Source organism: Halovenus carboxidivorans (genome assembly GCF_009831575.1).
GTDB lineage: Archaea > Halobacteriota > Halobacteria > Halobacteriales > Haloarculaceae > Halovenus > Halovenus carboxidivorans.
This window is the reverse complement of the sequence record NZ_WUUT01000009.1, coordinates 12335-34232: the sequence shown is the minus strand read 5'-3', so window position 1 is coordinate 34232 and position 21898 is coordinate 12335. Positions and strand designations below refer to the sequence as shown.

At 64.8% G+C, this 21898-nt stretch carries 25 protein-coding genes, 2 tRNA genes and 2 pseudogenes; 19 read left to right on the top strand and 10 right to left on the bottom strand.

The features are described from left to right. Positions 1–10: 10 nt before the first annotated feature. From GRX03_RS16300 to GRX03_RS16280, 5 genes and pseudogenes are all read left to right on the top strand, one after another. On the top strand, positions 11–934 hold the full coding sequence (locus GRX03_RS16300) for an ABC transporter ATP-binding protein (RefSeq protein WP_159765523.1): 924 nt from the start codon (positions 11–13) through the stop codon (positions 932–934). A gap of 12 nt (positions 935–946) precedes the next feature. Continuing rightward, a pseudogene (locus GRX03_RS16295) lies at positions 947–1345 on the top strand (Fe-S cluster assembly protein SufB); the annotation flags it as partial. 2 nt (positions 1346–1347) lie between these two features. Next, positions 1348–1635 (top strand): annotated as a pseudogene (locus GRX03_RS16290) (IS6 family transposase); the annotation flags it as partial. A 155-nt stretch (positions 1636–1790) separates the two neighbouring features. Further along, positions 1791–2336 carry a response regulator transcription factor gene (locus tag GRX03_RS16285; RefSeq protein ID WP_159765521.1) on the top strand — a complete coding sequence of 182 codons (546 nt, stop codon included), beginning with the start codon at positions 1791–1793 and terminating at the stop codon, positions 2334–2336. Positions 2337–2385: 49 nt separating this feature from the next. Beyond that, positions 2386–3672 (top strand): ornithine cyclodeaminase family domain, encoded by a 1287-nt coding sequence (locus GRX03_RS16280; protein WP_159765519.1) that lies wholly within the window; start codon positions 2386–2388, stop codon positions 3670–3672. Between the two features lie 18 nt (positions 3673–3690). Here GRX03_RS16280 and GRX03_RS16275 read toward each other — a convergent pair whose 3' ends face one another. The 4 genes from GRX03_RS16275 to aroC form a co-directional block, all read right to left on the bottom strand. After that, a complete protein-coding gene (locus GRX03_RS16275) occupies positions 3691–4269 on the bottom strand; it encodes a halocyanin domain-containing protein (protein WP_159765517.1) in 579 nt (192 codons plus the stop codon). A 98-nt stretch (positions 4270–4367) separates the two neighbouring features. Then, the gene (locus GRX03_RS16270) at positions 4368–5396 is read right to left on the bottom strand and encodes an alpha/beta fold hydrolase (protein WP_159765515.1); all 1029 of its coding nucleotides are present in this window, start codon (positions 5394–5396) and stop codon (positions 4368–4370) included. A gap of 212 nt (positions 5397–5608) precedes the next feature. Next, positions 5609–6622: an alpha/beta fold hydrolase gene (locus GRX03_RS16265; protein WP_159765513.1), complete on the bottom strand. Its 1014-nt coding sequence runs from the start codon at positions 6620–6622 to the stop codon at positions 5609–5611. 5 nt (positions 6623–6627) lie between these two features. Further along, positions 6628–7854, bottom strand: a complete 1227-nt coding sequence (aroC, locus tag GRX03_RS16260) for a chorismate synthase (RefSeq protein ID WP_159765511.1) — start codon at positions 7852–7854, stop codon at positions 6628–6630. Between the two features lie 107 nt (positions 7855–7961). On the opposite strand from aroC, the gene GRX03_RS16255 reads away from it, so the two are divergent. Beyond that, on the top strand, positions 7962–8474 hold the full coding sequence (locus GRX03_RS16255) for a hypothetical protein (RefSeq protein WP_159765509.1): 513 nt from the start codon (positions 7962–7964) through the stop codon (positions 8472–8474). On the opposite strand, the gene GRX03_RS16250 is transcribed toward GRX03_RS16255, so the two are convergent. Further along, the gene (locus GRX03_RS16250) at positions 8475–10040 is read right to left on the bottom strand and encodes a cryptochrome/photolyase family protein (protein ID WP_159765506.1); all 1566 of its coding nucleotides are present in this window, start codon (positions 10038–10040) and stop codon (positions 8475–8477) included. It abuts the gene before it with no gap. An 85-nt stretch (positions 10041–10125) separates the two neighbouring features. Here GRX03_RS16250 and GRX03_RS16245 point away from each other — a divergent pair, with 85 nt between their 5' ends. Together GRX03_RS16245 and GRX03_RS16240 are read left to right on the top strand one after the other, a co-directional pair. Beyond that, the gene (locus GRX03_RS16245; RefSeq protein ID WP_159765504.1) at positions 10126–10584 is read left to right on the top strand and encodes an MGMT family protein; all 459 of its coding nucleotides are present in this window, start codon (positions 10126–10128) and stop codon (positions 10582–10584) included. A 125-nt stretch (positions 10585–10709) separates the two neighbouring features. Continuing rightward, the gene (locus GRX03_RS16240) at positions 10710–10949 is read left to right on the top strand and encodes a plastocyanin/azurin family copper-binding protein (RefSeq protein WP_201289273.1); all 240 of its coding nucleotides are present in this window, start codon (positions 10710–10712) and stop codon (positions 10947–10949) included. Here the strand turns inward: GRX03_RS16240 and GRX03_RS16235 are convergent, their stop codons facing one another. Beyond that, the gene (locus GRX03_RS16235) at positions 10950–12212 is read right to left on the bottom strand and encodes an NAD(P)/FAD-dependent oxidoreductase (protein WP_159765502.1); all 1263 of its coding nucleotides are present in this window, start codon (positions 12210–12212) and stop codon (positions 10950–10952) included. Between the two features lie 52 nt (positions 12213–12264). Continuing rightward, on the bottom strand, positions 12265–13368 hold the full coding sequence (locus GRX03_RS16230; protein WP_159765500.1) for a sensor histidine kinase: 1104 nt from the start codon (positions 13366–13368) through the stop codon (positions 12265–12267). 205 nt (positions 13369–13573) lie between these two features. Here GRX03_RS16230 and GRX03_RS16225 point away from each other — a divergent pair, with 205 nt between their 5' ends. Further along, positions 13574–14758, top strand: coding sequence for a threonine synthase (locus GRX03_RS16225; RefSeq protein ID WP_159765498.1), 1185 nt, complete (start codon positions 13574–13576; stop codon positions 14756–14758). A gap of 1 nt (position 14759) precedes the next feature. Here the strand turns inward: GRX03_RS16225 and GRX03_RS16220 are convergent, their stop codons facing one another. The 3 genes from GRX03_RS16220 to GRX03_RS16210 form a co-directional block, all read right to left on the bottom strand. Beyond that, positions 14760–15167 (bottom strand): DUF3267 domain-containing protein, encoded by a 408-nt coding sequence (locus tag GRX03_RS16220; protein ID WP_159765496.1) that lies wholly within the window; start codon positions 15165–15167, stop codon positions 14760–14762. A 245-nt stretch (positions 15168–15412) separates the two neighbouring features. Beyond that, entirely contained in the window at positions 15413–16471 is a 1059-nt protein-coding gene (locus GRX03_RS16215; RefSeq protein ID WP_159765494.1) for an Mrp/NBP35 family ATP-binding protein, read from the bottom strand. A gap of 67 nt (positions 16472–16538) precedes the next feature. Next, a complete protein-coding gene (locus GRX03_RS16210) occupies positions 16539–17777 on the bottom strand; it encodes a DUF7537 family lipoprotein (protein WP_159765492.1) in 1239 nt (412 codons plus the stop codon). A 206-nt stretch (positions 17778–17983) separates the two neighbouring features. On the opposite strand from GRX03_RS16210, the gene GRX03_RS16205 reads away from it, so the two are divergent. The 10 genes from GRX03_RS16205 (at position 17984) to GRX03_RS16160 (ending at position 21897) form a co-directional block, all read left to right on the top strand. Further along, positions 17984–18066: transfer RNA gene (locus GRX03_RS16205), tRNA-Ser, on the top strand. Between the two features lie 17 nt (positions 18067–18083). Then, positions 18084–18599 (top strand): 30S ribosomal protein S13, encoded by a 516-nt coding sequence (locus GRX03_RS16200; RefSeq protein ID WP_159765490.1) that lies wholly within the window; start codon positions 18084–18086, stop codon positions 18597–18599. A 1-nt stretch (position 18600) separates the two neighbouring features. After that, complete coding sequence (locus GRX03_RS16195; protein ID WP_159765488.1) at positions 18601–19125, top strand: 30S ribosomal protein S4; 525 nt, start codon at positions 18601–18603, stop codon at positions 19123–19125. Between the two features lies 1 nt (position 19126). After that, positions 19127–19510, top strand: coding sequence for a 30S ribosomal protein S11 (locus GRX03_RS16190; RefSeq protein ID WP_159765486.1), 384 nt, complete (start codon positions 19127–19129; stop codon positions 19508–19510). A 3-nt stretch (positions 19511–19513) separates the two neighbouring features. After that, positions 19514–20302, top strand: a complete 789-nt coding sequence (locus GRX03_RS16185) for a DNA-directed RNA polymerase subunit D (protein ID WP_159765484.1) — start codon at positions 19514–19516, stop codon at positions 20300–20302. A gap of 96 nt (positions 20303–20398) precedes the next feature. Beyond that, positions 20399–20483, top strand: a tRNA-Leu gene (locus GRX03_RS16180). Between the two features lie 21 nt (positions 20484–20504). Then, on the top strand, positions 20505–20855 hold the full coding sequence (locus tag GRX03_RS16175) for a 50S ribosomal protein L18e (protein ID WP_159765482.1): 351 nt from the start codon (positions 20505–20507) through the stop codon (positions 20853–20855). Continuing rightward, positions 20852–21298: a 50S ribosomal protein L13 gene (locus GRX03_RS16170; RefSeq protein ID WP_159765480.1), complete on the top strand. Its 447-nt coding sequence runs from the start codon at positions 20852–20854 to the stop codon at positions 21296–21298. The genes GRX03_RS16175 and GRX03_RS16170 overlap by 4 nt, the downstream gene beginning before the upstream one ends. Then, a complete protein-coding gene (locus GRX03_RS16165) occupies positions 21292–21690 on the top strand; it encodes a 30S ribosomal protein S9 (RefSeq protein ID WP_159765478.1) in 399 nt (132 codons plus the stop codon). The genes GRX03_RS16170 and GRX03_RS16165 overlap by 7 nt, the downstream gene beginning before the upstream one ends. A 6-nt stretch (positions 21691–21696) precedes the next feature. Beyond that, entirely contained in the window at positions 21697–21897 is a 201-nt protein-coding gene (locus tag GRX03_RS16160) for a DNA-directed RNA polymerase subunit N (protein ID WP_159765476.1), read from the top strand. Position 21898: the final 1 nt, after the last annotated feature.

Here is a 21898-nt window from a genome sequence, read left to right as displayed (position 1 = left end):
TAAGATTACTATGGCAGTACTTAAAATCGACAATCTCCACGCGGAAGTCGCAGAGGAAGGCGGCGAACAGATCCTTCACGGCGTCGATCTCGAAGTCGCGAGCAACGAGATCCACGCGCTGATGGGTCCCAACGGCAGCGGGAAGTCCACGCTGGCGAAGATCATCGCCGGCCACCCCGCCTACGAGGTCACGGACGGCTCGATCACGCTCGAACTCGACGGCGACGAGTTCGACGAGGAGATCACCGACGACCTGAAAGAGTGGGATCTGCTCGACCTCGAACCGAACGAGCGAGCCGCCCTCGGCATCTTCCTGGGCTTTCAGTACCCGGCCGAGATCGAGGGTGTCACGATGGTCAACTTCCTCCGCACGGCGCTGAACGCGAAACTCGAAGAGCGCGAAGAGCTGTTCGAGGGCGAGGACGAGGAAGCGGAAGACGAAGAGGAAGCGACCAACGAGGACGCGGCCGGCTACGACTCCTCGCCGATGGAGGGGCCGGAAGACGAGGGCGAAGTCGGCGTCGCGGAGTTCCAGGAGATTCTCCAGGAGAAGATGGAACAGCTGGACATGGACGAGAAGTTCGCCAACCGCTATCTCAACGCCGGCTTCTCCGGCGGGGAGAAAAAGCAGAACGAAGTGCTGCAGGCGGCGATTCTCGAACCCGAGATCGCGGTGCTCGACGAGATCGACTCCGGGCTGGACATCGACCGACTCAAAGACGTCTCGAAGGGAATCAACGCGCTGCGCGACGAGCAGAACGCGGGGATTCTCCAGATCACGCACTACCAGCGCGTGCTCGATTACGTCGAGCCGGATCACGTCCACGTGATGCTCGATGGTGAGGTCGCAAAGAGCGGCGGTCCGGAGCTCGCAGCGGAACTGGAAGACAAGGGATACGACTGGGTCCGCGAAGAAGTCTACGAGGCGGCCTAACGGGGGATTACTATGAGTTCAGACCAAGATCACCTCGAACAGACGGACACCGAGAAGCGCTTCGAGTTCAAGAAAGAGGAAAAGTCCGCGTTCGAGGCCGAGAAAGGCCTCGACGAGGAGACGATCCGAGTCATCTCCGAGGACAAAGACGAGCCCGAGTGGATGCTCGAACGGCGTCTGCGCGCCCTAAAGCAGTTCAAGCAGATGCCGATGCCCGACGACTGGCCGGGCGCACCCGACCTCAGCGAGGTCGAGATCGACGAGATCGTCCCGTACATCCGCCCGGACATCGAGACCCGCGGCGGCGTCGACGACTGGGAGGACCTGCCCGAGGAGATCCAGGACACCTTCGACAAACTCGGCATTCCCGAAGCCGAGAAAAACGCGCTGTCCGGCGTCGGCGCGCAGTACCCACAAATAGCGTTCTCGCACAACAATTTCTTGCGACACTCCGCGCGAAACACGACGTTGACGACGCTGTGTTTCTCATCGACGGCTCGCATTCGTTGAAAGACGCTTGTTCTCGTCACGGCCTCGATCTCCGCGTCGAACGTCACGGAGATCGCAACAGCGCTGAACGTGTCTTTCGAGAAGTAAAACGACGAACCTCTTCGTTTTCAAACTGTTTCAGCAACGCCGAAGCAGAAACTGCTGACGAGTGGTTACGAAAATTTGCCTTCGCGTGGAATCAGCTTATCTGAACACTATGAACAGAAGGTAGTCACAACATACTTGTAGCTATCCTCACAATCGCCCACACGAGTACGGAGATGGGTGTGAGCCACCGATGGGCAGGACAGATCCGGTGTGAGCGCAACTTCCGGGCCGCCGGCGACGACCGGTGGAACGAACGGGTATGACCGAGACCGATGGAACCGTCCTGATCGTCGAAGATCAGGAGGGCCTCGCGGAGGCGTACGAGGCCGTCGTGGAGATGGAGTACGACGCCCGGGTTGCGACGAGCGGCGAACAGGCGCTCGAACGGGTCGACGACGGCGTCGATGTCGTTCTGTTGGACCGCCGGATGCCCGGGATGTCCGGCGATCAGGTCCTGGCCGAGTTCGTCGAGCGTGGCATCGCGGCGAAGGTCGCGATGCTGACGGCGGTCGAACCGGACACCGACATCGTCGAGATGGCCTGCGACGATTACGTGACAAAGCCGATCGACAACGACGAACTGCTCGGTCTCGTCGATACATTGCTCAAACGCAGCGAGTACGACAGACGGATCCAGCGGTTTTTCAGACTGGCGGCGAAGAAGGCGGCGCTAGAACAAGCCGACAAGGAGAGCACCGACGAGTACGAGCGGCTAGTCTCCGACATGGCGGAGCTACGGGAGGAGATCGGCTCCGGCCTCGAAGAGATGAGCGGCCAGGTCGACCCCCGACAGGAGTCGACCTGATCGCCACCGACCCAAAACCGTCTTGTCGGCCTGCCGCTAGCGTTCTCGCATGGCTGTCTCACGGACTGTAGAACTCGACGGTCACATTATCGACTCGGGGATGATGGAAACGTCGTTCCGGACGATCATGGAGATGGGTGGCTCCTTCGAGGTCGAGGAGTTCCAGATCGGTCGGAGCAAGACCGAGGAATCGTACGCCCGTCTGCTGGTCGAGGCGGACGACGAGGATACCCTGCAGTCGATCATCCACGAACTGCACCAGAACGGGGCGAATCCCGCCGATCCCACCGATGCGACCCTCGAACCGGCACCCGCCGATCAGGTCGTCCCCAAGGGGTTTTACTCGACGACGAATCACCCGACGGAGATCCGCGTCGACGGCGAGTGGATCGATGTCGAGAACATCGAGATGGACTGTGCCGTCGTCGTCGAGGATAGCGAGGCGCGAAGCGCCTCGGAGGATTCGAGCGGACAGAGTCCGCGAGAACACGGAGACAACCCTCGTGCGTACACGAAGGTCCTCAACGCCGTCGAGGAGGGTGACCTGATCGTGACCGGCAGCGCCGGCATCCGGGTCAACCCTCCGGATCGCCCCCGGGACTCGGAGGGTGCGTTCGGGTTCATGCAGGGCGGCGTCTCCTCGGAACGACCGTCGGAGTCGACGATCCGCAAAATCGCCGGCGCAATCGAGGAGACCAAACGTGAAGACGGCGATGTACTCGCGGTCTGCGGTCCGGCGCTGATCCACTCCGGGGCGCGGGAGGATCTCGCGGCCCTCGTCAGAGAGGGCTACATCGACATGCTCTCGATCGGTAACGGCTTCGCCGTCCACGACCTCGAACGAGACCTGTACGGCACCTCGCTGGGGATGGACACGGAGGAACTGGACCACCCGCGCAAGGGCCACAAACACCACATCTACACGATCAGCGAGATCATCCGCGCCGGCGGCATCGAGGAGGCAATCGAAGAGGGGCTCGTCGAATCCGGTGTCATGTACGAGTGCGTCCGAAACGACGTGCCCTACGTCATCGCGGGGTCGATCCGAGACGACGGTCCGCTACCGGAGACCATCACCGACGCTATCGAGGCACAGAACGCGATCCGCGAGCAGGCTCACCGGGCTGATTTCGTCATGATGCTGTCGACGCTGCTGCACTCGGTGGCGGTCGGGAACTGTCTCCCGTCGACCACCCGGACCGTCTGTGTGGATATCAACCCGGCGACCGTGACGCAACTCGTCGACAGAGGGAGCGCGCAGGCCGTCGGGATGGTGACCGATATCGGGACCTTCGTTCCGATTCTGGCCGAGCACCTGTTCGACGAGCGAGAATAGCGCGAGGCGAGGAAGTGGTTACTCCTGGACGACGACGGCGCCCATCATCCCGATCGCACGGTGCGGGACGCAGACGTACGGTGCGACGCCGGTGTTCTCGAAGGTGTAGGAGTACGTCACGTCGCTGCCGGCCTGTGCCGATCCGCTGTTGAGTTCGATATCGACCGGGACCGAACTGGAGTTGATGTCCGTGACGACGTTGTGCGCGCCGCCGTTGCCGGTCCACTCCCAGGTGACTTCCGTGCCGGTACTGACAATCGCGACTGCAGGAGCGAACGCGACGCCCTGTCCGCCGGCACCGACTTCGATCGTCGCGCTGTCCTGGCCGGTCAGATCGGCCGCCGACGGGTCGTCCGAGTAGAGCTTTGCTGCCTGCCCGCCGTCACCTTCCATCATCCAGGTGTGCACTGCCTCCGGGACACCTTCCGGCACCTGGCTGCCGCCGCCGCCGTTACCGCCCCCGTCGCCCGAACCGTTTCCGGGGGTTCCCGGGACGCCACGCTTGTCACCGAGCACGCCGCCACACCCAGCCAGCGCGACCGAGCCAGCGGCACCGGCGATTCCCAGCAGATCTCGTCGGGTCAGTTCTCGTGTCATCGATCGTTCTAGATGGGAGTTATTTGCTTGCCGGATTGAATGCTTCGATTCGAGAGCCACCGTCACACCCCATCGACCCGAATCGGTTCGGCACCCGATCAGGCGGACCGGGTCGCCCGGAGAAACGCGGCCGCGTCCGCCGCGGTCTGTGTGGGCGTCTCCTCCATCGGAATGTGCCCGACGCCCTCGTACGCCTGAAACACCGAGTCCGGGGTCTGATCGGCGAGTTCCCTGCCGAAGGACATCGGCAGCCACTCGTCCTCGGCGCCCCACTGGAACAGTGTCGGTGCCGACACGTCGGCGATGTCGTAGTCGTCCTGGACGTTCGGGTGAACGTCCGGGTCCGACGGAAGCGCGGGCGGGCGCACGCTCAATCGTTCCCGAGAGTCGTAGCTGTCGTCGTGGTCGCGCTGGTAGTTGCGCGCGATTTCGATCACGGCACCGCGGTTGCCCGACCGCAACAACAGGTCGTGATACCGCCGGACGAGTGCGGGCGTCACCTTCGACGGATCGGCGTATGCGTCTTTCAGGATGAGTCTGAGCGCCGAACGCGGCGTCAGGTACCGCGGGATGAACTCGCTTCCCAGCGGCGTGTACTTCCGGCCGAGTATCGAGAGCAGCGTCGCGCCGCCCGCGTCGAGTAACACGAGACGCGAGACGAGATCCGGTCGGTCGACCGAGAGTCGCCAGGCGACCGCCCCGCCGAGAGAGTTGCCGGCGACCGCAACCTCCGAGAGCCCGAGTTCGTCACAGAACGTTCCGACCATCTCGACGAGGCCTTCGAGCCGGTTCGGTCCGCCGACCCGAGGGCCCGTCAGCCCGAATCCCGGCATATCAAGCCGGACGAGCTGGTAGCTGTCGGAGAGTTCCCCGACCCAGCCGTCCCAGGTGTGCAGCGAGGAGTAGGTGCCGTGAACCAACAACAGCGTCGGCGCCCCCTCCGGCCCCTCGATTCTGTAGTGGATCTCCGTTCCCCCCACGTCGACGAACCGGGAGTGTTCGTCGGCGTACTCCCGTTCGAGCCGTCGGCGGGATCGGTCCGGCTGGAACGGAGCCAGTTCGCTGTACGTCTCGTCGACGACAGACTGTGCGACCCGGACCGTCGTCGCGATCGGAAACGCTACCATCCTCGTCCTCCCGACGCCGCGAAACTCCAGAGGCAGACCCGTCGATTCGCATCCCCTCTCCGGGGCTCCGTGGTCCGAGTGGACCAATCACAAGACATCCGCATGGCTGATTCTGCGGTTCTACGTACTTAACTATGTCCGCCGTCGTATCAACGTCGGATCAGATCGAAGAGCTCCGTCTCCCAGTCATCTCGAACACAGTCGGAGTGTCCTCAGGGTCGTTCCCGGACGAACCTGTCAGCGTCCCGTGCGGTCGGGACAGGCGTCTCCTCCATCGGGACGTGTCCGACCCCGTCGTAGGTGATGAAGTGGCTGTCCGGGACTCTCGCGGCGAGGCCCTTCCCGAAGGAGACCGGGAGCCACTCGTCCTCGCTGCCCCACTGAAACAGCGTCGGGACGGAGACGGCCTCGATATCGTAGTCGTCCAGGATCCGTGGCGAGGGGCTGTACGACGACGGGAGCGACGGAAATCGGTAGCCGTACGCGTCGTCGGCTTTCCCACCGGGGTGATCGGCCGCGTAGTTCCGAGCGATTTCGAGCACCGAGCGGCGGTTTCCGGGGCGGAGCAGTAGGTCGTGATACCGCCGGACGAGTTCGGGGGTCACCTTCGACTCGTTCCCGTAGGCGTCTCGGATGACGAGTCGGATGAGCAGCCGCGGCGTCGCGTACCGCGGGACGAAATCAGTCCCCAGCGACATCAGATTCCCCGCCAGGCGGGCGAGCAGCGTCGCGCCCCCGGCGTCGATCAGGATCAACCGGGAGACGAGATCAGGCCGGTCGAGCGAGAGCCGCCAGGCGATTCCGCCGCCTAAGGAGTTTCCCACGAGCGTGACCGCCGAGAGCCCGCGGTCGTCACAGAACTCCCCGACCGTCTCGATCAGATATTCGAGGCTCAGTTCGCCCCGCCGCCGCGGCCCGGTCAGCCCGAATCCCGGCATATCAAGCCGGACGAGGTGGTAGCTGTCGGAGAGTTCCCCGGCCCAGCCGTCCCAGGTGTGCAGCGAGGAGTAGGTGCCGTGGAGCAACACCATCGTCGGGTCCGACGGGTCGCCGGATTCCCGGTAGTGGATCCGGCTGTCCCCGACCTCGACGAACGCCGAACTGTCGTCTGTGTACAGCCGTTCGAGCCGCGAACTCGGCTTATCGGGCTGGAACAGACCGAACTCGCTGTAGGTCTCCTCGGCGACCGCTCCCGCGGCCTCGAATGCCTGGATCAGTCCCAGCATGGCCCTCACTCGTCGACGCTCTCGGCGCGGGTCTCGGCGTCGTCGGGGTCGTCGACCGGACTGCTCGGGTGGTACTCCGTGTCGTACTCGCCGGGTCGGTCGTCCAGTCGGTCGGGGTTGATCCGCCCGCCGAGCAGCATGAAATCCAGAATCGTCAGCCGGAGCATCGCCTCGACGACCGGCACCGCCCGCGGCATCAGAACCGGGTCGTGGCGACCGACGACCTGGATCTCCTTGCGTTCGCCGGTCTCCCAGTCGGCCGTGGTCTGCTCTTTCGGGATGCTCGTCGGCGCGTGCCAGGTGGCCTCACCGTAGATCGGTTCGCCGGTCGTGATCCCGCCCTGCAGGCCGCCGTGGTCGTTGCCGACGGGGACCGGATCGCCCTCCTCGCTGACGGTCTCGGGGTGGGACTCGCCGTCGTCGAACTCCCAGTCCTCGTTGCGTTCGATCCCGCGCATCGTCCGCGCGTCCCGGCCCTTCCCGAACTGGAAGCCGGTCGTCGCCGGAATCGAGAACATCGCCTGTCCCAGCCGGGCGGGGAAGGAGTCGAACCGCGGCGCGCCCAGCCCCCGGGGGACGCCTCGACACTCGAAGTAGACCGATCCGCCGATGGAGTCGCCCTCCTTCTGGTACTCGTCGATCGCCTCGCGCATCTTCTCGGCCGTCTCCGGGTGAGCGCACCGAACCTCGTTCTCCTCGGTGTGTTCGAGCATCTCCTCGAAACTCACCTCGGGGGCCTCGATATCGCCGACCTGGTTGACGTGAGCCTTGACCTGGATGTCGTACTCGGACTGGTCCAGCACCTGCTTGGCGATTGCCCCGGCGGCGACCCAGTTGACCGTCTCGCGGGCGGAAGAGCGGCCGCCGCCGCCCCAGTTTCGCGTCCCGAACTTCGCGGAGTAGGTGTAATCGCCGTGAGAGGGCCGCGGAGCGGTCACGAATGGCTCGTACTTGCCCGAGCGGGCGTCCTTGTTCTGGATCACCATCCCGATGGGGGTGCCGGTGGTGTAGCCGTCCTGCAGTCCGGATTTGATCGAGACCTCGTCGGGTTCGCCCCGGGAGGTGGTGATCATCGACTGTCCCGGTTTCCGCCGGTCGAGTTCGGCCTGGATCTCCGCCTCGCTCAGTTCGACGCCGGCCGGACAGCCGCTGACTGTACAGCCCATCGCCTCGCCGTGAGACTCACCGAAGGTCGTCACCTGGAAGAGCCGACCGAATCGATTGCCGTTCATTGTCATACTCGAAGCCGTTTGGAAGTAAAAAGACCACGGGTTGTGGCCGCGGCACCCGTCCCTCGTCCACCGAACGGCTTTTTATTCCGCTCCGACGAACGGCCGGTATGTCGGTTCGCTCCGGGCCGGGGAACTCGGCGGTCGCACGCGGTGCGTTCGCCGGTGCGGTCGCGTACCTGCTCGGACTCGGCGTCATCGCGGCGGCGGAGTTCACCGGCCTCCACCCGTCCGGTGGTGTCTGGGCGCGCACCTCCGGCGGCGTCGGGCACCTGTTCGTCCACATGGTCGCCCACCTGCCGGTGTGGGAGTTCACCGTACAGTGGACGATGCTCCCGTATACGGGTCTGTTCGCTGTGTTCCTCCTCGCCGCGGGGTTCGCCGTGGGAACTGCGAGCGACACAGATGCCGACGCGTTTCGGGTCGGCCGCGCCGTCGTCGTCGGCTACGCGCCGCTGACACTGGCGGCGAGCATCGCTCTCGTTCTCTCGGGTGGAGCGATCACGGCCGTCCGGATGGTCGCCCCGACCGTCCTCGTCGGCGTCTTCGTGCCCGCGCTGTTCGGCGGACTCGGCGCAGTCGCGGCGGCGAGAGTCGCTCCGACAGCGGCCGGCGAGCCGTGACTACAGCTCTCCGGCGTCGGCCATCTCCCGCAGGTCGTCGACGCGCTCGCGAATCGCCGCCAGGTCGCCGCTCTCGCGCTTGTCGTCGACGTGGCTGTACATCAGCCCCATCCGATGGTTGCCCCGGAGTTGTTCCTCGTTGCGGGCCAAAAAGTCCCAGTACAGGCTGTTGAACGGACACGCGCGGTCACCCGTGTCTTTCGTCTTGTAGTAGTGGCAGTCCCCGCAGTAGTCGCTCATCCGGTCGACGTAACTCGCCGAGGAGACGTACGGCTTGGTCGCGAAGACGCCGTGGCCGTACTGTCCCATCTCGACGACGTTCGGCGTCGTGACCCAGTGATAGGCGTCGACGTAGGTGGCGTGAAACCACTCGTTCAGTTCCCTCGGCTCGACACCCCACAGCGTGGCGAAGTTGGCGAGGACCATCAGCCGCTGGATGTGGTGTGCGTAGCCGCGTTCGTGCACGTCTTCGACAGTCTCGGCGAGGCAGTTCATCTCCGTCTCCCCGCTCCAGTAGAACTCCGGCAGCGGCCGTTCCGCGCCGAGCTGGTTGGCCGTCGCCAGTTCGGGCATCGCGTGGCGGTAGACGTGACGCATGAACTCCCGCCAGCCGAGCAGTTGCCGCAGCACCCCCTCCGCGGAGTTCAGGGGGATGTCCTCGCGCGACTCGTAGGCCTCCTCTATCGCGGTGATCGCCTCCCACGGATGCAGCAGGCCGAGATTGAGCGCGGGGCTGAGCAGGGCGTGAGCCATCGCCCAGTCCCGACTGCGCATCGCGTCCTGATACGGCCCGAACTCCGGCAACCGCCGCTCACAGAACTGCTCCAACACGTTCCGTGCCTGCTCGCGGGTCGTCGGCCAGCGGAACCCCTCGTCTGCCCCCCAGGTCTCGAACTCCTCGCGGACCCACTCGCTGGTCTCGCGGACCGCCTCGCCGTGGTCGGGTTCGTACCGCTCGGGCGGACTCCACTCCGGCGGCGGAAACTCCTGATTCTCGTCGTCGAGGTTCCACTCCCCGCCGACGGGGTTCCCGTCGTCGGTCAGGAGCACGCCCGACCGGCGGCGCATCCACCGGTAGAAGCTCTCGTGGCGAAACGAATCGGTGTCGCCGTTGGCCCACTCGTCGAAGGCCCGTCGGGTGCTGACGAACAGTTCGTTGTCGACCACGTCGAGGTCACCGCCGATCTCGCCGACGAGTTCGGCCATCCGCGACCCGCTCCGGTAACTCGGCGAGCGCATCGCGACCGGCGTATCCCCAGGGTGTCGCTCGAAGTACCTCGACAGTCCCTCCCGGAACGTCTCGGCCGTGATGTACTCGACGTCGTAGCCTCGCTCGCGGAGTTCGTCGCGGAACTGCCGCATGGCGCTGAACACGAGCGTGAGTTTGTCGTGGTGGTAGGGCCTCCGGCGGGCGAACTCGCGGGCCTCGATCATGAGGACGCGGCTTCCAGCCGGAGCGCGGCCGAGCGGTCCCACTTCGGGATGTAGTTGCGTCCCGAGCACCCACGGCACGCGCTGGCCGTCCATCTCGTAGTCCGGGGCCGTGCCGACGACAGGTCCAGGCATCGGCCTGTGGTTGGACTGCAGACACGTAAATCCCGGTTCGGCCGTCCCCGACACACACAAACCCCGGGGCGCCGACAATACTGGTATGGAAGACGCTGGCATCTACGCGCGCGAGTCCTCGTTTTTGGATCGATACGTCGAGATCGGCGTCGCGCAGTCACGGGTGCTCTCCGTCGAGTTCCCACACGAACCGAACGCCAAGGCAGACTCCGAGCACGAACTCCTCGACCGAATCGACGCATATCTGCAGGGCGAGGAGGACGACTTCGCGGACGTGAACGTCGCGCTCACGATGGCGACCGACGACCGCGAGGTGCTGGAGAAGGTCCGCGAAATCCCCTACGGCGACAGCGGGACGGTCCGGCAGGTCACGATGATGGTTCCCGGACGGAGCGACGAGGACGAGGACGACCTCGCCGCGGTCCGGGACGCGCTTCGGGCGAATCCCGCGCCGATTTTCATCCCCACACACCGCGTGAGCGACGGGCCGAGCGGCATGCCCTCTGATGTCGCCTCGAAACTCCGCGCGCTGGAAGGCATCTGAAGTGTTCTTTCACTCTCCGCAAGACACGTTTGATCTGTATATGTCAGAAAAATAGTGGAGGGAAGATCGCCGAACGTCCCTTCGGCGGGTCGGTACCGCCGCCGGTATCGCCCTCCTCGCTGGCTGTGTCGACGAAGGCGCGGGAACGACGCCGGAGAATAGCACCGAGCAGGCAGACGGACAACGGCGGCGCGCACAACGTCGTCTCGGCCGACGAGAGCGCCGCCGAGTTCCAGAGCGGAGAGGTAGTCGCGAGCGAGGGCGCAACCTTCGAACGGGGCTTCCGGACCCCCGGCGCACATCTCTACTACTGTGCCCCCCACCAGGCTGTCGGGATGCACGGCGCAATCGTCGTCGAGGAGTGATCACAGTTCCCGCGCGGCGACCCGCGCCGCCGTCCGTCCGCTCTCCATCGCCCCCTGAATCGCCGACCACTCGGTGAACTCGCCGGCGAGATAGACCGGTCCGTCCGGCGCGTCGACGTCGGGGAGTCGGTCGGTGAATCCGGGCGGTTGCTCGAACTGCGCGAAGGGGATCCGGTGGGTCTCCAGTAGCTCCAGTTCACCGAAGCTGTGTTTCGGATACCACGACGCCAGCGTCTCCCGGACTTCCGTGGCCAACTGCTCGTCGCTCTCCCCGGGCGTCCCCAGAAACGTCGCGCTCAACAGTTGCTCGCCGTCGGGCGCGTACTCCGGCGCGACGGCCGACAGCGGCGCGATCTGGTTCGGCCGGTCGTCGACGGTGTTGAGAAGCAGTCGCCGGTCGGTCCGCAGCGCCTGGGTCTCCGGCAGCGAGAAGTACTGCGTGACACAGCCGTCGCCGTCGGTCGGTATCTCCGCGCAGCCGGTCAACTCCCGCGCGGTCTTCGGATCGGTCGCGACGACGGCAGCGTCGGCCTCGACAGTCTCGCCGCCGACCTCGCAACGGACAGTATCACCGTCCCGGTCGAGGGAATCGACCGACCGCCCGGTCTCGATTGTCGCGCCGGCCTCCCGAGCGAACCCGGCGAGCTGTTCGGGGATCGCCTGCATCCCCGCGCTCGGCAGGACGATCTCGCCGGTCGAGAGCATCTTGAAGGTGTACTCGAAGACGACCCGGGAGGTCGACAGCGACCGGTCGAGCGTGATCCCGCCGTAGAACGGCGCGGCGAACCGCTCGCGGAAGCGCCGGGAGAACCCCCAGTTCCGGAGCGCGCTGTCGATGTCTTCGTGATCCTCGGCGAAGATGTCGGCAATCGGCTTTCGGCCGAGTCGCCAGCGAAGCGCGAAGGTCCGAAGCTTGTCGCCCGTGGAGACGTCCCGGTTGAACAACGAGGCTGTCAACGCCTTCGGGTCTCGCAGCGGATCGGCGAGCGTCGACCGCTCGCCCGGTTTCGCCAGTATCGCGCCGGGGCGGAACGAGCGCAGGTCCAACGCGTCGAGATCCAGTTCCGCGCGGACCGCCGGGTATTCGGTAAAGAGCACCTGAAAGCCGCGGTCGAGCGTGAACCCGTCACGGTGCTCGGTGCGGACTCGCCCCCCGACATCGTCCTGTTCCTCGTAGACGGTCACGTCTACGCCCTCGGACGCGAGGTGACGAGCGGCAACGAGCCCCCCGAGACCGGCGCCGACGACGATCACATCGGTCATGTTCGGGTGTTATCGTCCACCAGTAAAACGGCTACGAGGGCGTCCTCGATGTCTACGGGTTCTCCCGGTGGCCTCCGGGCTCCTCCGTGGCGAACGACACGTCTCTGATCTCGAACCGAGCGCCCCCGTCGTCCCCCTCTGTGACGCGAATCTCCCAGTCGTGGGCCTCGACAATCTCGCTGACGATGCTGAGACCGAACCCAGTGCCCTGTTCGGTCGTCGAGTACCCCGCCTCGAACACGGACTCTCGGTCCGGTTCCGGGATTCCCGGCCCCGTGTCCTCGACGTAGAAGCCGTCCTCGAGTTCGCCGACGGTGACGGTCACGTCCGCTCCCCCGTGCTCGATGGCGTTGCGGATGAGATTTTCCAGAAGCTGTCGGAAACGGCTCCCGTCCGCGAGAACCTCTCGGTCGATGGAGATTGCACTCGATGCGTTCTCCGTCTGGACAGTCGACCAGCAGTGCTGGGCAGCGGTTCCGACGTTCACGGGTTCGAGCTCCTGCACCGCCTGCCCGTTTCGCGCCAGCGTCAACAGGTCGTCGATCAGCTCGTCCATCCGGTCGAGCGACTGGGAGACCTCTTCGAGATGGTCGCTGTCACACTCCTCGCGTGCGAGCGCCAGTCGTCCGGAGGCGACGTTGAGCGGGTTGCGGAGGTCGTGAGAGACGATACTGGCGAACTCTTCGAGGTGGTCTCGCTCCTGTTTGATCTCCTGTCGACGCATACGGTTCCGTTCGGCTTCGATAGCGCGTTCGATTGCTCGTGCCTCGAACAGCCCGAGGGCGAGTCCGATCGCCGCGCCCATACTGACCGCCCAGCGGACCCACCCCCAGGTCTCGAACGGCGTCACCGGACCGATTGTCAGGATGAATCCCAGGTTGATCGCGAGAAACAGCCCCGCGCCGCCGAAACACCAGCCGAACAGACGACGGTATCGCTCGGCCGAAATGATGCCGGTCTGGCTCCAGTAACCGCCGTACAACAGTCCGAGCGCCGAGAGGCCAGAGGTGATGAATCCGGTTCCGTAGCCGTCCGGCATCGACAGCGGAAGCGCGATGATGGCACCAATCTCGACGAGCAGACTCAGTATGAGCACCACACCCAGCCCGATGACCAGGCGCAACAGCCAGTGACCGCCCAACCGTCGACCTCTCATCTCTCCGAGACATTGTAATGCTATCTTATATGAATTTTTGTTACTACACGAGATGGTACAGCTCGGTATCCTGACGACAGTCAGTCTGTCGTGGAAACTCAGTCGGGTTCCGCAATGGAGCTGGGCCGACAGAGTCGATGGTTGTCGAACGCTCCCGCGGCCCGGCAGACGGCAGGAATATGTGAGCGCAGTCCAACCCCACCGTATGCAAACGACTGACGGATTCGACGGATTTCGGTGTCTGGACTGCAACGCGGAGTTCGGTGTCGACGGGCCGAGTCGATGCGAGGACTGCGGCGGTGTGCTCGAACCGGTCTACGACGCCGAGACGCTTGCGGACGCTCACGAGCGCCTGTTCGACGACGCGACCGGAACGGGACTGGCGCAGTTGGCGTCGGTTCTGCCGTTCACAGCCGAGGCGCTCCCGACAATCGAGGAAGGGAGCACTCCGACCGTCGACTGTCCGACCCTCGCCGAGGAAGCGGGCGTCGGAGCAGTCCATCTCAAAGACGAGGCCCGGAACGCTACCGGCGGGAGCACGGACCGCGAGATGGTCGTCGCCGTCGCCGCCGCGGCCGAGCAGGGTGCCACAGAGGTTGGGCTGCCGACGACCGGCAACGCGGGCCACTCCGCGGCGGCCTACGCCGCCCGTGCGGGCTTGGACTCGACGAGTTTCGTCCCCTCGCGGGCGACCTTCGAGACGAAGGCGATGATCAACGTCCACGGCGGCGAGATGAACGTCGTCGGCGGCCGCTACGGCGACGCCGCCGAGGCCTTCGAGTCCGCCAGCGAGGACGAGGACTGGTACTCGCTCGCGCCGTTCGGAACGCCGTTCCGCCACGAAGGCGCGAAGACGATTGCGTACGAACTCGCCAGAAGCGTCGGCGGGGCACCGGACGCCGTCGTCCACCCGACCGCTCACGGAACGGGTCTGCTCGGCATCTACCGCGGCTTTCGGGAACTGGCCTCGACCGGTGCAATCGAGGCCGTGCCGCGACTGTACGCCGCCCAGCCAGACGGCTGTGCGCCCATCGTCGAGGCGTGGACGGAGGGAACTGCGGAGATCACGCCGGTCGAGCACCCGGACACCATCTCGGGCGCGCTGGAAATCCCGGACCCCGAGGGGGGCGAGTACGTCCTCGATGCGCTCGATGCGACCGACGGCGGCGCGGTCGCCGTCGAGGACAAGGAGTTGCTCGAAGCGGGAACCACCCTCTCACAGGACGGCGTCCCAGTGAGCGCGACCGGCGCGACGGCTGTGGCTGGGCTGACCGAACTCGCCGAGGAGGGCGTGTTCGACGGCGACGACTCCGTCGTGTTGGTCAACCCCGCGACGGCCAACCGCGAGGCCGACGTGTTGCGCAGTCACCTGATGAGCAAAGGGATCTGAGTTACGCCGCCTCTACCGGCAGGTAGATGTACGTTTGATCGCCGTCACAGAGCAGCGTCTCTCGCGGGAGCGCGAGCAGGCGGCCGATTTGCTCCAGATCAGCAATCGACCCCGCCGTGTTGAGCACTAGCAGATAGAGCCCGACCTGCGCCAGCGGCTGGATCGGGGCGAAGAGGTACGCGACTCCGACCGGCGTCACGAGTACCAGCGGCGCGGCCGCGATGGCGATGCTCTCCAACTTGCCATGTAACTGCCCGGGGGCCGCCGTGTAGAACCCGTTCCAGGAGACGCCGTACTCGATGTCGTACCCGAAGTACCGATAGGCGAGGCCGTGCGTCCCCTCGTGAAACAGTACCGTCAGGACCAGCCCCGCAAGCGGCGGCAGCCACAGATTTCTCACCCATCGCATGCTCCCGGACTGAACCCCGACGTAGAACGTAAAGAACGCAACACCTGCAACCACCGCAAGTACGGCTCCGCCGACGGTGAGCACGAGCGAGGAGCGTCCGAGCCGTCTCGGACCAGTGAATCCCCGGGGCGGATCAGGAACTACCCGGCTCTTTCGGCTCGCTCCCGGTTGACCCTCGGCCATTTGGTGCGGAGTATATCGCCAGCGCGGTAGGAACCTTTGGGTTCCGGTGCTCCGATCTTCTCCTATCGCCCGCTCTTTCGGCGGCGGTGGACGATTCCCTGCATGTCCGCGGTCGTGTGCGCGAACTCTCTGAGCTTCTCGCTGGTCTCGCCCTCACCGAGCACCATCGGTTCGCCGTCGTCGCCGCCCTCGCGGATCGACGGATCGAGCGGAATCTCTCCGAGGAAGGGCAGTTCTACGTCGTCGGCCAACTCGCGGCCGCCGCCGCTGCCGAAGATGTCGTGACGGCCGCCGCAGTCCGGGCAGTGGAACGAGGACATGTTCTCGACGATGCCGAGCACGGGGGTCTCGTGTTCGCCGAACATTTCGAGTCCCTTCCGGGCGTCGTCGATAGCCACGTCCTGCGGCGTCGTAACGATGACGGCCCCCGAGACGGGGACGCTCTGGAGCATTGTCAGTTGCGTGTCGCCGGTGCCCGGCGGCAGGTCGACGACCATGTAATCGAGATAGCCCCAGTCGACGTCTTCCCACAACTGGGTGAGCACCTTGTGGACCATCGGGCCGCGCCAGATGACCGGGTCGTCCTCGCCCACGAGAAAGTCCATGCTCATCAGTTTCATCCCGAACTGTTCGGGCGGGATGATCTGTTCGTCGGAGGTCGCGGAGGGTCGTTCGTCGGCGTCGACCATCCGGGGGACGTTCGGCCCGTATACGTCGGCATCGAACAATCCAACGCGTGCGCCCATGTCCGCGAGGCCGGCCGCGAGATTCACCGCGACCGTGCTCTTGCCGACGCCGCCTTTGCCCGAGGCGACGGCGATGATGTTCTGGACGTGGGGGAGGATCTCGTCTTCGGGGTCGAGGCCGCGGTCAACGGAGGCCGAGAGTTCGAGGTCGTACGGGAGGTCTGAAAGCGCCTCTCGGGTGTCGTCGGCGATCTGCGTCTCGCCGGGGGAGAAGGGAGCGCCGAGGGTCAGATCGAGATAGATGATCTCCTCGTCGTGGTCGAGGTCGACGGCGTTGACCAGATCCAGAGAGACGATGTCCTCGCCGAGGTCGGGATCGACGACCGTCGAGAGCCGATCACGGACGTCTTCCGCCGTGGGAGATGTCGCTGTCATGGTTGCCTGTAGGCTACGAACGGGAGAAAAGGATTGTGTCCCACGGATTTCCCACCCGGCCGGCTGTTTACCGTCGAGACCGCTCCCGGAGTCGCTGTACGAACGTCTCGAACCGCATCGCGATCATCGTCTTCCCCTGATACTTCTCCAGGTCCTCGGGGTCAGTGATCGTCGCTGTCACGACATTTCGCCGTTCGTCGACGGACGTGTTCAACAGATCCCACCAGCCGTCGGTGTCGTTCCGGACCGCGACGCGCAGTTTCGACTCGTTTTCGGCCGCGATCTGGCTCTGGTCGTAGTGGATGCGAACCTCCACGCGTTCGACGGTATCTAACAGGAAGTAGTACCGGGCGATACTGCCGACTCGGACCGAGTTCAGGAGGTCGTTCCTGTAGATGGGGTTCTCCGAGATCTGCGGGCCGACGGTCGCCGCCGGGTCGAGTTCGCCCTTCTCGGCGGTCACGTTCAGTTCGACGAGGCCGCCGTCCCCGGTGGCGTTGTAGGTGCGAGTCACCACGTCATCGGGACCGGGCTGTCTGGCCTGTCTCCGCGCCTCGTCTACCCACTCCGGCCGCTCGACGGTGGTCCGGCCCGGATCGCTGAACCGAACCGTCTCGCGGATGCGTCTCGTTCCGACGTCGAGATCGACGGTGAGCGCGGCCGTCTCGTTGACGACGTACCCAGTGGGGGCAACGACGACGACGCTCCGATAGCGCCTGACATCCGCGCTACTCAGGTTCTCGCGGTACGCTCGCGGTGCGGCGTCGATCTCGTCCGCGACGTATACCGTCGCGTCCACGCCGTTGACCGTTCGGGTCCCGCGGCGTTCGTATCGGTCGACTGTGGGACCGAGCGCCGTCGACAGCCCCACGGCTTCTTCGAGAGCCAGCGAGTCCGTCTGTTCCGGCGGCACAAACTGCTCAGTCCCGCTGCCGAGGCGCTCGTAGACCGTCCCGTTCGCCGTCCGGAACGTCTCCGAGGGGGTTCCGGCGAGCGGTTCCATCGCCTTGTAAACTCGACCGGACTCGAAGTCGATCCGCCACCGTGTTGTCTGGGTGAGATCCCTCGCCTCGGTGCTGACCCGGACTGTCCGCGTCACTGTGACGTTGCCAGCGGACCGGAGATACTGGGCGTGTGTCTCCGAGACGTTCGCTAACCGCGTCGCTACTCCCTCTCCGTCTCCCGACTCGCCCTCGCTGGCGCCGTCGTCACCGAGCGCCGACAACCCATTGCACCCCGCGAGCAAGACAAGTACTCCACAGAGTGCCACAATCGCCGTCCGTTTCCTTGCGGACCGCAGGTTCATGTATCGCCCACGGTAGCCATACCCTATAAGTGTTCGTCGTGCATCAGATCAACTCCAGGCCCTCGCTGAGTCGTATGTGACCGGTCCCCGGGCGGTCGGGGGATCGTTGTGTTTAAATAGGCCGGCGTCGGAAGACATGATAGAATCGTGTAGGGGTGTCGGACCCCGAGTCCAGCGATGGGCGGAAATACATACAAGCTACACGTGTCGTGGTAGCCAAGCGGCCCAAGGCGCATGGTTGCTAACCATGTGGCGTAATGCCTCCGGGGTTCGAATCCCCGCCACGACGTGTAACACCCACCATCCATGAGTGCAGAAGAACCCACAGACGCGGAGGAAGAAGACGAGGACATTCGTTACTTCGTCCGCATCGGTCAGGCCGACCTCGACGGCACCAAGTCAGTCGAGCGGTCGCTGACCGAACTCGACGGTATCGGACGGCGATCAGCGCGTATCATCGCCGACAAGGCAGGTATCGACCGCCGAGCGACCTTCGGTGCGCTCGAAGACGAGGAGATCGAGGAGATCAAATCCCACGTCGAAGGTTTCGCAGAGGAAGTCCCCGAGTGGCTCGCGAACCACCGCAACGACTTCTTCGACGGCGAGACGACCCACGAGATCGGCAACGACCTCGAACTCACCCGCCGGCAGGACATCAACCGCATGAAGATGATCGACTCCTACAAGGGAGTTCGACACAAGCGCGGACAGAAGGTCCGCGGCCAGCGGACGAAGTCCACCGGTCGTACCGAGGGGACCATCGGGGTCAACGTCGAAGCGATCAAGGAAGAAGCCGCCGAGGGCGGCGACGAGGAGGAATAACATGGCACTTGGACAGAACACGAAGTTCTACGAGACGCCGAATCACCCATATCAGGGCGAGCGGATCTCCGAGGAGATGGGGCTGTCGGGCAAGTACGGGCTCAAGAACAAAGAGGAACTCTGGAAGGCCCAGTCGGAACTGCGACAGTTCCGCCGCGAGGCCCGACGCCTGATCGGCGAGGCCGGCGGCGATGCCGCCGCCGCCAGCGTCGAGGGCGAGGAGTTCCTGACCCGACTCAAACGCATCGGTGTGCTCGGGGAGGAAGACGGTCTCAACGACGTGCTTGCGCTCGACGTGACGGACATCCTCGAACGGCGACTCCAGACGGTCGTCTACCGGAAGGGATACGCCAACACGCCGGAGCAGGCCCGTCAGTTCATCTCTCACGGTCACATCACCGTCGACGGGAGCCAGGTCCGAGTGCCCTCGTACAAGGTCGAGGTCAGCGAGGAAGACACCGTCGAGTTCGACGAGAACTCGCCGCTGACGGACGAACTCCACCCCGAACGAGCGGAGGAACAATAACATGGCAGAAGACGAGACATGGGGCATTGCCCACGTGCACGCATCGTTCAACAACACGATCATCACGATCACCGACCAGACCGGCGCCGAGACGATTGCGAAATCCAGCGGCGGGACGGTCGTCAAACAGAACCGCGACGAGGCCTCGCCGTACGCGGCGATGCAGATGGCCGAAGAGATCGCAGAGGACGTACAGGCACAGGGGATCGACGGCGTCCACGTCCGCGTTCGCGGCCCCGGCGGGAACCAGCAGACAAACCCCGGGCCGGGCGCGCAGGCGACGATCCGGGCGCTGGCCCGAGCAGGGCTGGAGATCGGTCGGATCGAGGACGTGACCCCGATCCCCCACGACGGAACACGCGGTCCGAAAAACGCCGGGTTCTAACACATGGAGGATTACGAGGTCCAGTTCGTCGACCGGTCGGAGCGTTCGGCGCGGTTCGTCGTCCGCCCGATCACGCCCGCGTTCGCAAACGGCATCCGGCGGGCGATGATCGCGGACGTGCCCACCTTCAGCATCGACACCGTCCGGTTCATCGAGAACTCGAGCGTGATGTTCGACGAGCAGATCGGGCTTCGCCTGGGGCTCGTCCCCCTGACGACGCCACCCGGCGAGTTCGAGCGCGGCGACGAGGTCACGCTCTCGCTGGACGTCGAGGGGCCGGAGACCGCCTACTCGGGCGATCTGGTCTCCAGCGACGAACTGGTCCAGCCGGCAGACGAGAACATCCCGATCATCGACCTCAAGGAGGAGCAGCGGCTGGAACTCGAAGCCGACGCCGTGCTCGATGTCGGGAAGGAACACGCCAAACACCAGGGCGGCGTGGCAGTCTCGTACCGACATCTCCAGGCCGTCGAGGTCGTCGGTGACGCCGGCGAGTTCGACGACGAGGAGCCGGAGATTCTCCGGGGCGTGATCGAGGAGCAGGCCGCCGACGCGGCCGTCGAGACGGGCGGCTACGAGCCGGAAAACGGTCAGCTCGTCCCGACCGAGGCCTTCGAGCACGACCTGACGAACCGGTACCCCGGCAAGGACGTAGAAGTGACGGATATCGACGGCGCGTTCGTCTTCGACGTCGAGACGGATGGCTCGTTCAGCGTGGACGAACTCGTCGTCGAGGCGATCGGAACGATCGAAGACCGCGCGACGGAACTCAAAGAATCGATCCAGCTATGACGGCACTGTCCCCCACCCGACGGCAAGCGTCGCCGGAGAGCGGCGGCGCTGAAACCGAAAGCGGTTTTGGGGGGCAGCCACCAACACAGCATGCGTGCAGGGATAGCCAAGTCTGGCCAACGGCGCAGCGTTCAGGGCGCTGTCCCGTAGGGGTCCGCAGGTTCAAATCCTGCTCCCTGCATTTTTCATCAGGAGGTAGGTCATGAGTAAGACGAACCCGAGACTAAACAGTCTCATCGCCGATCTGAAGTCGGCTGCCCGGAACTCCGAGGGCGACGTCTGGCAAGACGTCGCCGACCGACTGGAGAAACCCCGGAGCACTCACGCGGAAGTCAACCTGGGCCGCATCGAGCGGTACGCCCAGGCTGGCGAGACGGTCGTGGTGCCCGGGAAGGTCCTCGGCAGCGGTGTCCTGCAGAAGGACGTCACCGTCGCCGCAGTGGACTTTTCCGGAACAGCGCAGACGAAGATCGAACAGGTTGGCGATACCATGAAACTCGAAGAGGCACTCGAACAGCATCAGGACGGATCGAACGTACGGGTGATCCGATGAGCGTCAGCGCAATCGAGGCCGACCTCGTCGTGGATGCACGCGACTGTATCCTCGGCCGTGTCGCCTCGCACGTCGCAGAGCGTGCGCTGGACGGCGAGACGGTCGCCGTCGTCAACGCCGAGCGAGCGGTGATCACCGGCCGAGAGAACCAGATTCTCGAGAAGTTCGAGCAGCGGCGAGAGGTCGGCTCGGATCAGGGGCCGGCGTACCCGAAACAGCCCGACCGGATCTTCAAACGCTCCATCCGCGGGATGGTGCCGCACAAGAAGCCGCGCGGTCGGGAGGCGCTCGAAAACGTGCGCGTCTATCTCGGCAACCCGTACGAGGACGACGAGCACGAACCGGAAGTGCTCGACGGCACCTCACTGGATCGGCTGTCGAACATCAAATTCGTCTCCCTCGGGGAGATCAGCGAATACCTCGGAGCAAACGTCACATGGTAACGAACACATCAGGCAAAAAGAAGACGGCAATCGCACGGGCGACGATCCGTGACGGCTCTGGGAAGGTACGGATCGACTCCCAGCCCGTCGAACTCGTCGACCCGGAGATGGCACAGTTGAAGATTCTGGAGCCGTTCCGCATCACCGACGACGACCTGCGTGAGAACGTGGACATCGACGTCAGCGTCGAAGGTGGCGGCGTCATGGGCCAGGCAGACGCCGCCCGGACGGCCATCGCACGCGGACTGGTCCAGCACACGAACGACGCAGAGTTGCGGGACGCGTACATGGAGTTCGACCGGTCGCTTTTGGTCAACGACGTTCGACAGAGCGAAGCCAAAAAGTGGGGCGGTCCGGGTGCCCGGGCGCGCTACCAGAAATCCTATCGGTGATCATCCATGATGGTACCAGTCCGGTGTTTCACATGCGGTAACGTGGTCGGCGAACACTGGGAGGAGTTCAAACATCGGACCCGCGAGGCCGAGGATCCCGAAGACCCGGCCGAGGTACTCGACGAACTCGGTGTCGAACGACACTGCTGTCGGCGGATGCTCGTCTCGCACAAAGACCTCGTCGATATCGTCGCGCCGTATCAATAAC

What these genes read in the sequence shown, in the direction of transcription:
- GRX03_RS16300 (WP_159765523.1), top strand. Translation starts at nt 11, where the DNA reads ATGGCAGTACTTAAAATCGACAATCTCCACGCGGAAGTCGCAGAGGAA.
- GRX03_RS16285 (WP_159765521.1), top strand. Translation starts at nt 1,791, where the DNA reads ATGACCGAGACCGATGGAACCGTCCTGATCGTCGAAGATCAGGAGGGC.
- GRX03_RS16280 (WP_159765519.1), top strand. Translation starts at nt 2,386, where the DNA reads ATGGCTGTCTCACGGACTGTAGAACTCGACGGTCACATTATCGACTCG.
- GRX03_RS16275 (WP_159765517.1), bottom strand. Translation starts at nt 4,269, where the DNA reads ATGACACGAGAACTGACCCGACGAGATCTGCTGGGAATCGCCGGTGCC.
- GRX03_RS16270 (WP_159765515.1), bottom strand. Translation starts at nt 5,396, where the DNA reads ATGGTAGCGTTTCCGATCGCGACGACGGTCCGGGTCGCACAGTCTGTC.
- GRX03_RS16265 (WP_159765513.1), bottom strand. Translation starts at nt 6,622, where the DNA reads ATGCTGGGACTGATCCAGGCATTCGAGGCCGCGGGAGCGGTCGCCGAG.
- aroC (WP_159765511.1), bottom strand. Translation starts at nt 7,854, where the DNA reads ATGAACGGCAATCGATTCGGTCGGCTCTTCCAGGTGACGACCTTCGGT.
- GRX03_RS16255 (WP_159765509.1), top strand. Translation starts at nt 7,962, where the DNA reads ATGTCGGTTCGCTCCGGGCCGGGGAACTCGGCGGTCGCACGCGGTGCG.
- GRX03_RS16250 (WP_159765506.1), bottom strand. Translation starts at nt 10,040, where the DNA reads ATGCCTGGACCTGTCGTCGGCACGGCCCCGGACTACGAGATGGACGGC.
- GRX03_RS16245 (WP_159765504.1), top strand. Translation starts at nt 10,126, where the DNA reads ATGGAAGACGCTGGCATCTACGCGCGCGAGTCCTCGTTTTTGGATCGA.
- GRX03_RS16235 (WP_159765502.1), bottom strand. Translation starts at nt 12,212, where the DNA reads ATGACCGATGTGATCGTCGTCGGCGCCGGTCTCGGGGGGCTCGTTGCC.
- GRX03_RS16230 (WP_159765500.1), bottom strand. Translation starts at nt 13,368, where the DNA reads ATGAGAGGTCGACGGTTGGGCGGTCACTGGCTGTTGCGCCTGGTCATC.
- GRX03_RS16225 (WP_159765498.1), top strand. Translation starts at nt 13,574, where the DNA reads ATGCAAACGACTGACGGATTCGACGGATTTCGGTGTCTGGACTGCAAC.
- GRX03_RS16220 (WP_159765496.1), bottom strand. Translation starts at nt 15,167, where the DNA reads ATGCGATGGGTGAGAAATCTGTGGCTGCCGCCGCTTGCGGGGCTGGTC.
- GRX03_RS16215 (WP_159765494.1), bottom strand. Translation starts at nt 16,471, where the DNA reads ATGACAGCGACATCTCCCACGGCGGAAGACGTCCGTGATCGGCTCTCG.
- GRX03_RS16210 (WP_159765492.1), bottom strand. Translation starts at nt 17,777, where the DNA reads ATGAACCTGCGGTCCGCAAGGAAACGGACGGCGATTGTGGCACTCTGT.
- GRX03_RS16200 (WP_159765490.1), top strand. Translation starts at nt 18,084, where the DNA reads ATGAGTGCAGAAGAACCCACAGACGCGGAGGAAGAAGACGAGGACATT.
- GRX03_RS16195 (WP_159765488.1), top strand. Translation starts at nt 18,601, where the DNA reads ATGGCACTTGGACAGAACACGAAGTTCTACGAGACGCCGAATCACCCA.
- GRX03_RS16190 (WP_159765486.1), top strand. Translation starts at nt 19,127, where the DNA reads ATGGCAGAAGACGAGACATGGGGCATTGCCCACGTGCACGCATCGTTC.
- GRX03_RS16185 (WP_159765484.1), top strand. Translation starts at nt 19,514, where the DNA reads ATGGAGGATTACGAGGTCCAGTTCGTCGACCGGTCGGAGCGTTCGGCG.
- GRX03_RS16175 (WP_159765482.1), top strand. Translation starts at nt 20,505, where the DNA reads ATGAGTAAGACGAACCCGAGACTAAACAGTCTCATCGCCGATCTGAAG.
- GRX03_RS16170 (WP_159765480.1), top strand. Translation starts at nt 20,852, where the DNA reads ATGAGCGTCAGCGCAATCGAGGCCGACCTCGTCGTGGATGCACGCGAC.
- GRX03_RS16165 (WP_159765478.1), top strand. Translation starts at nt 21,292, where the DNA reads ATGGTAACGAACACATCAGGCAAAAAGAAGACGGCAATCGCACGGGCG.
- GRX03_RS16160 (WP_159765476.1), top strand. Translation starts at nt 21,697, where the DNA reads ATGATGGTACCAGTCCGGTGTTTCACATGCGGTAACGTGGTCGGCGAA.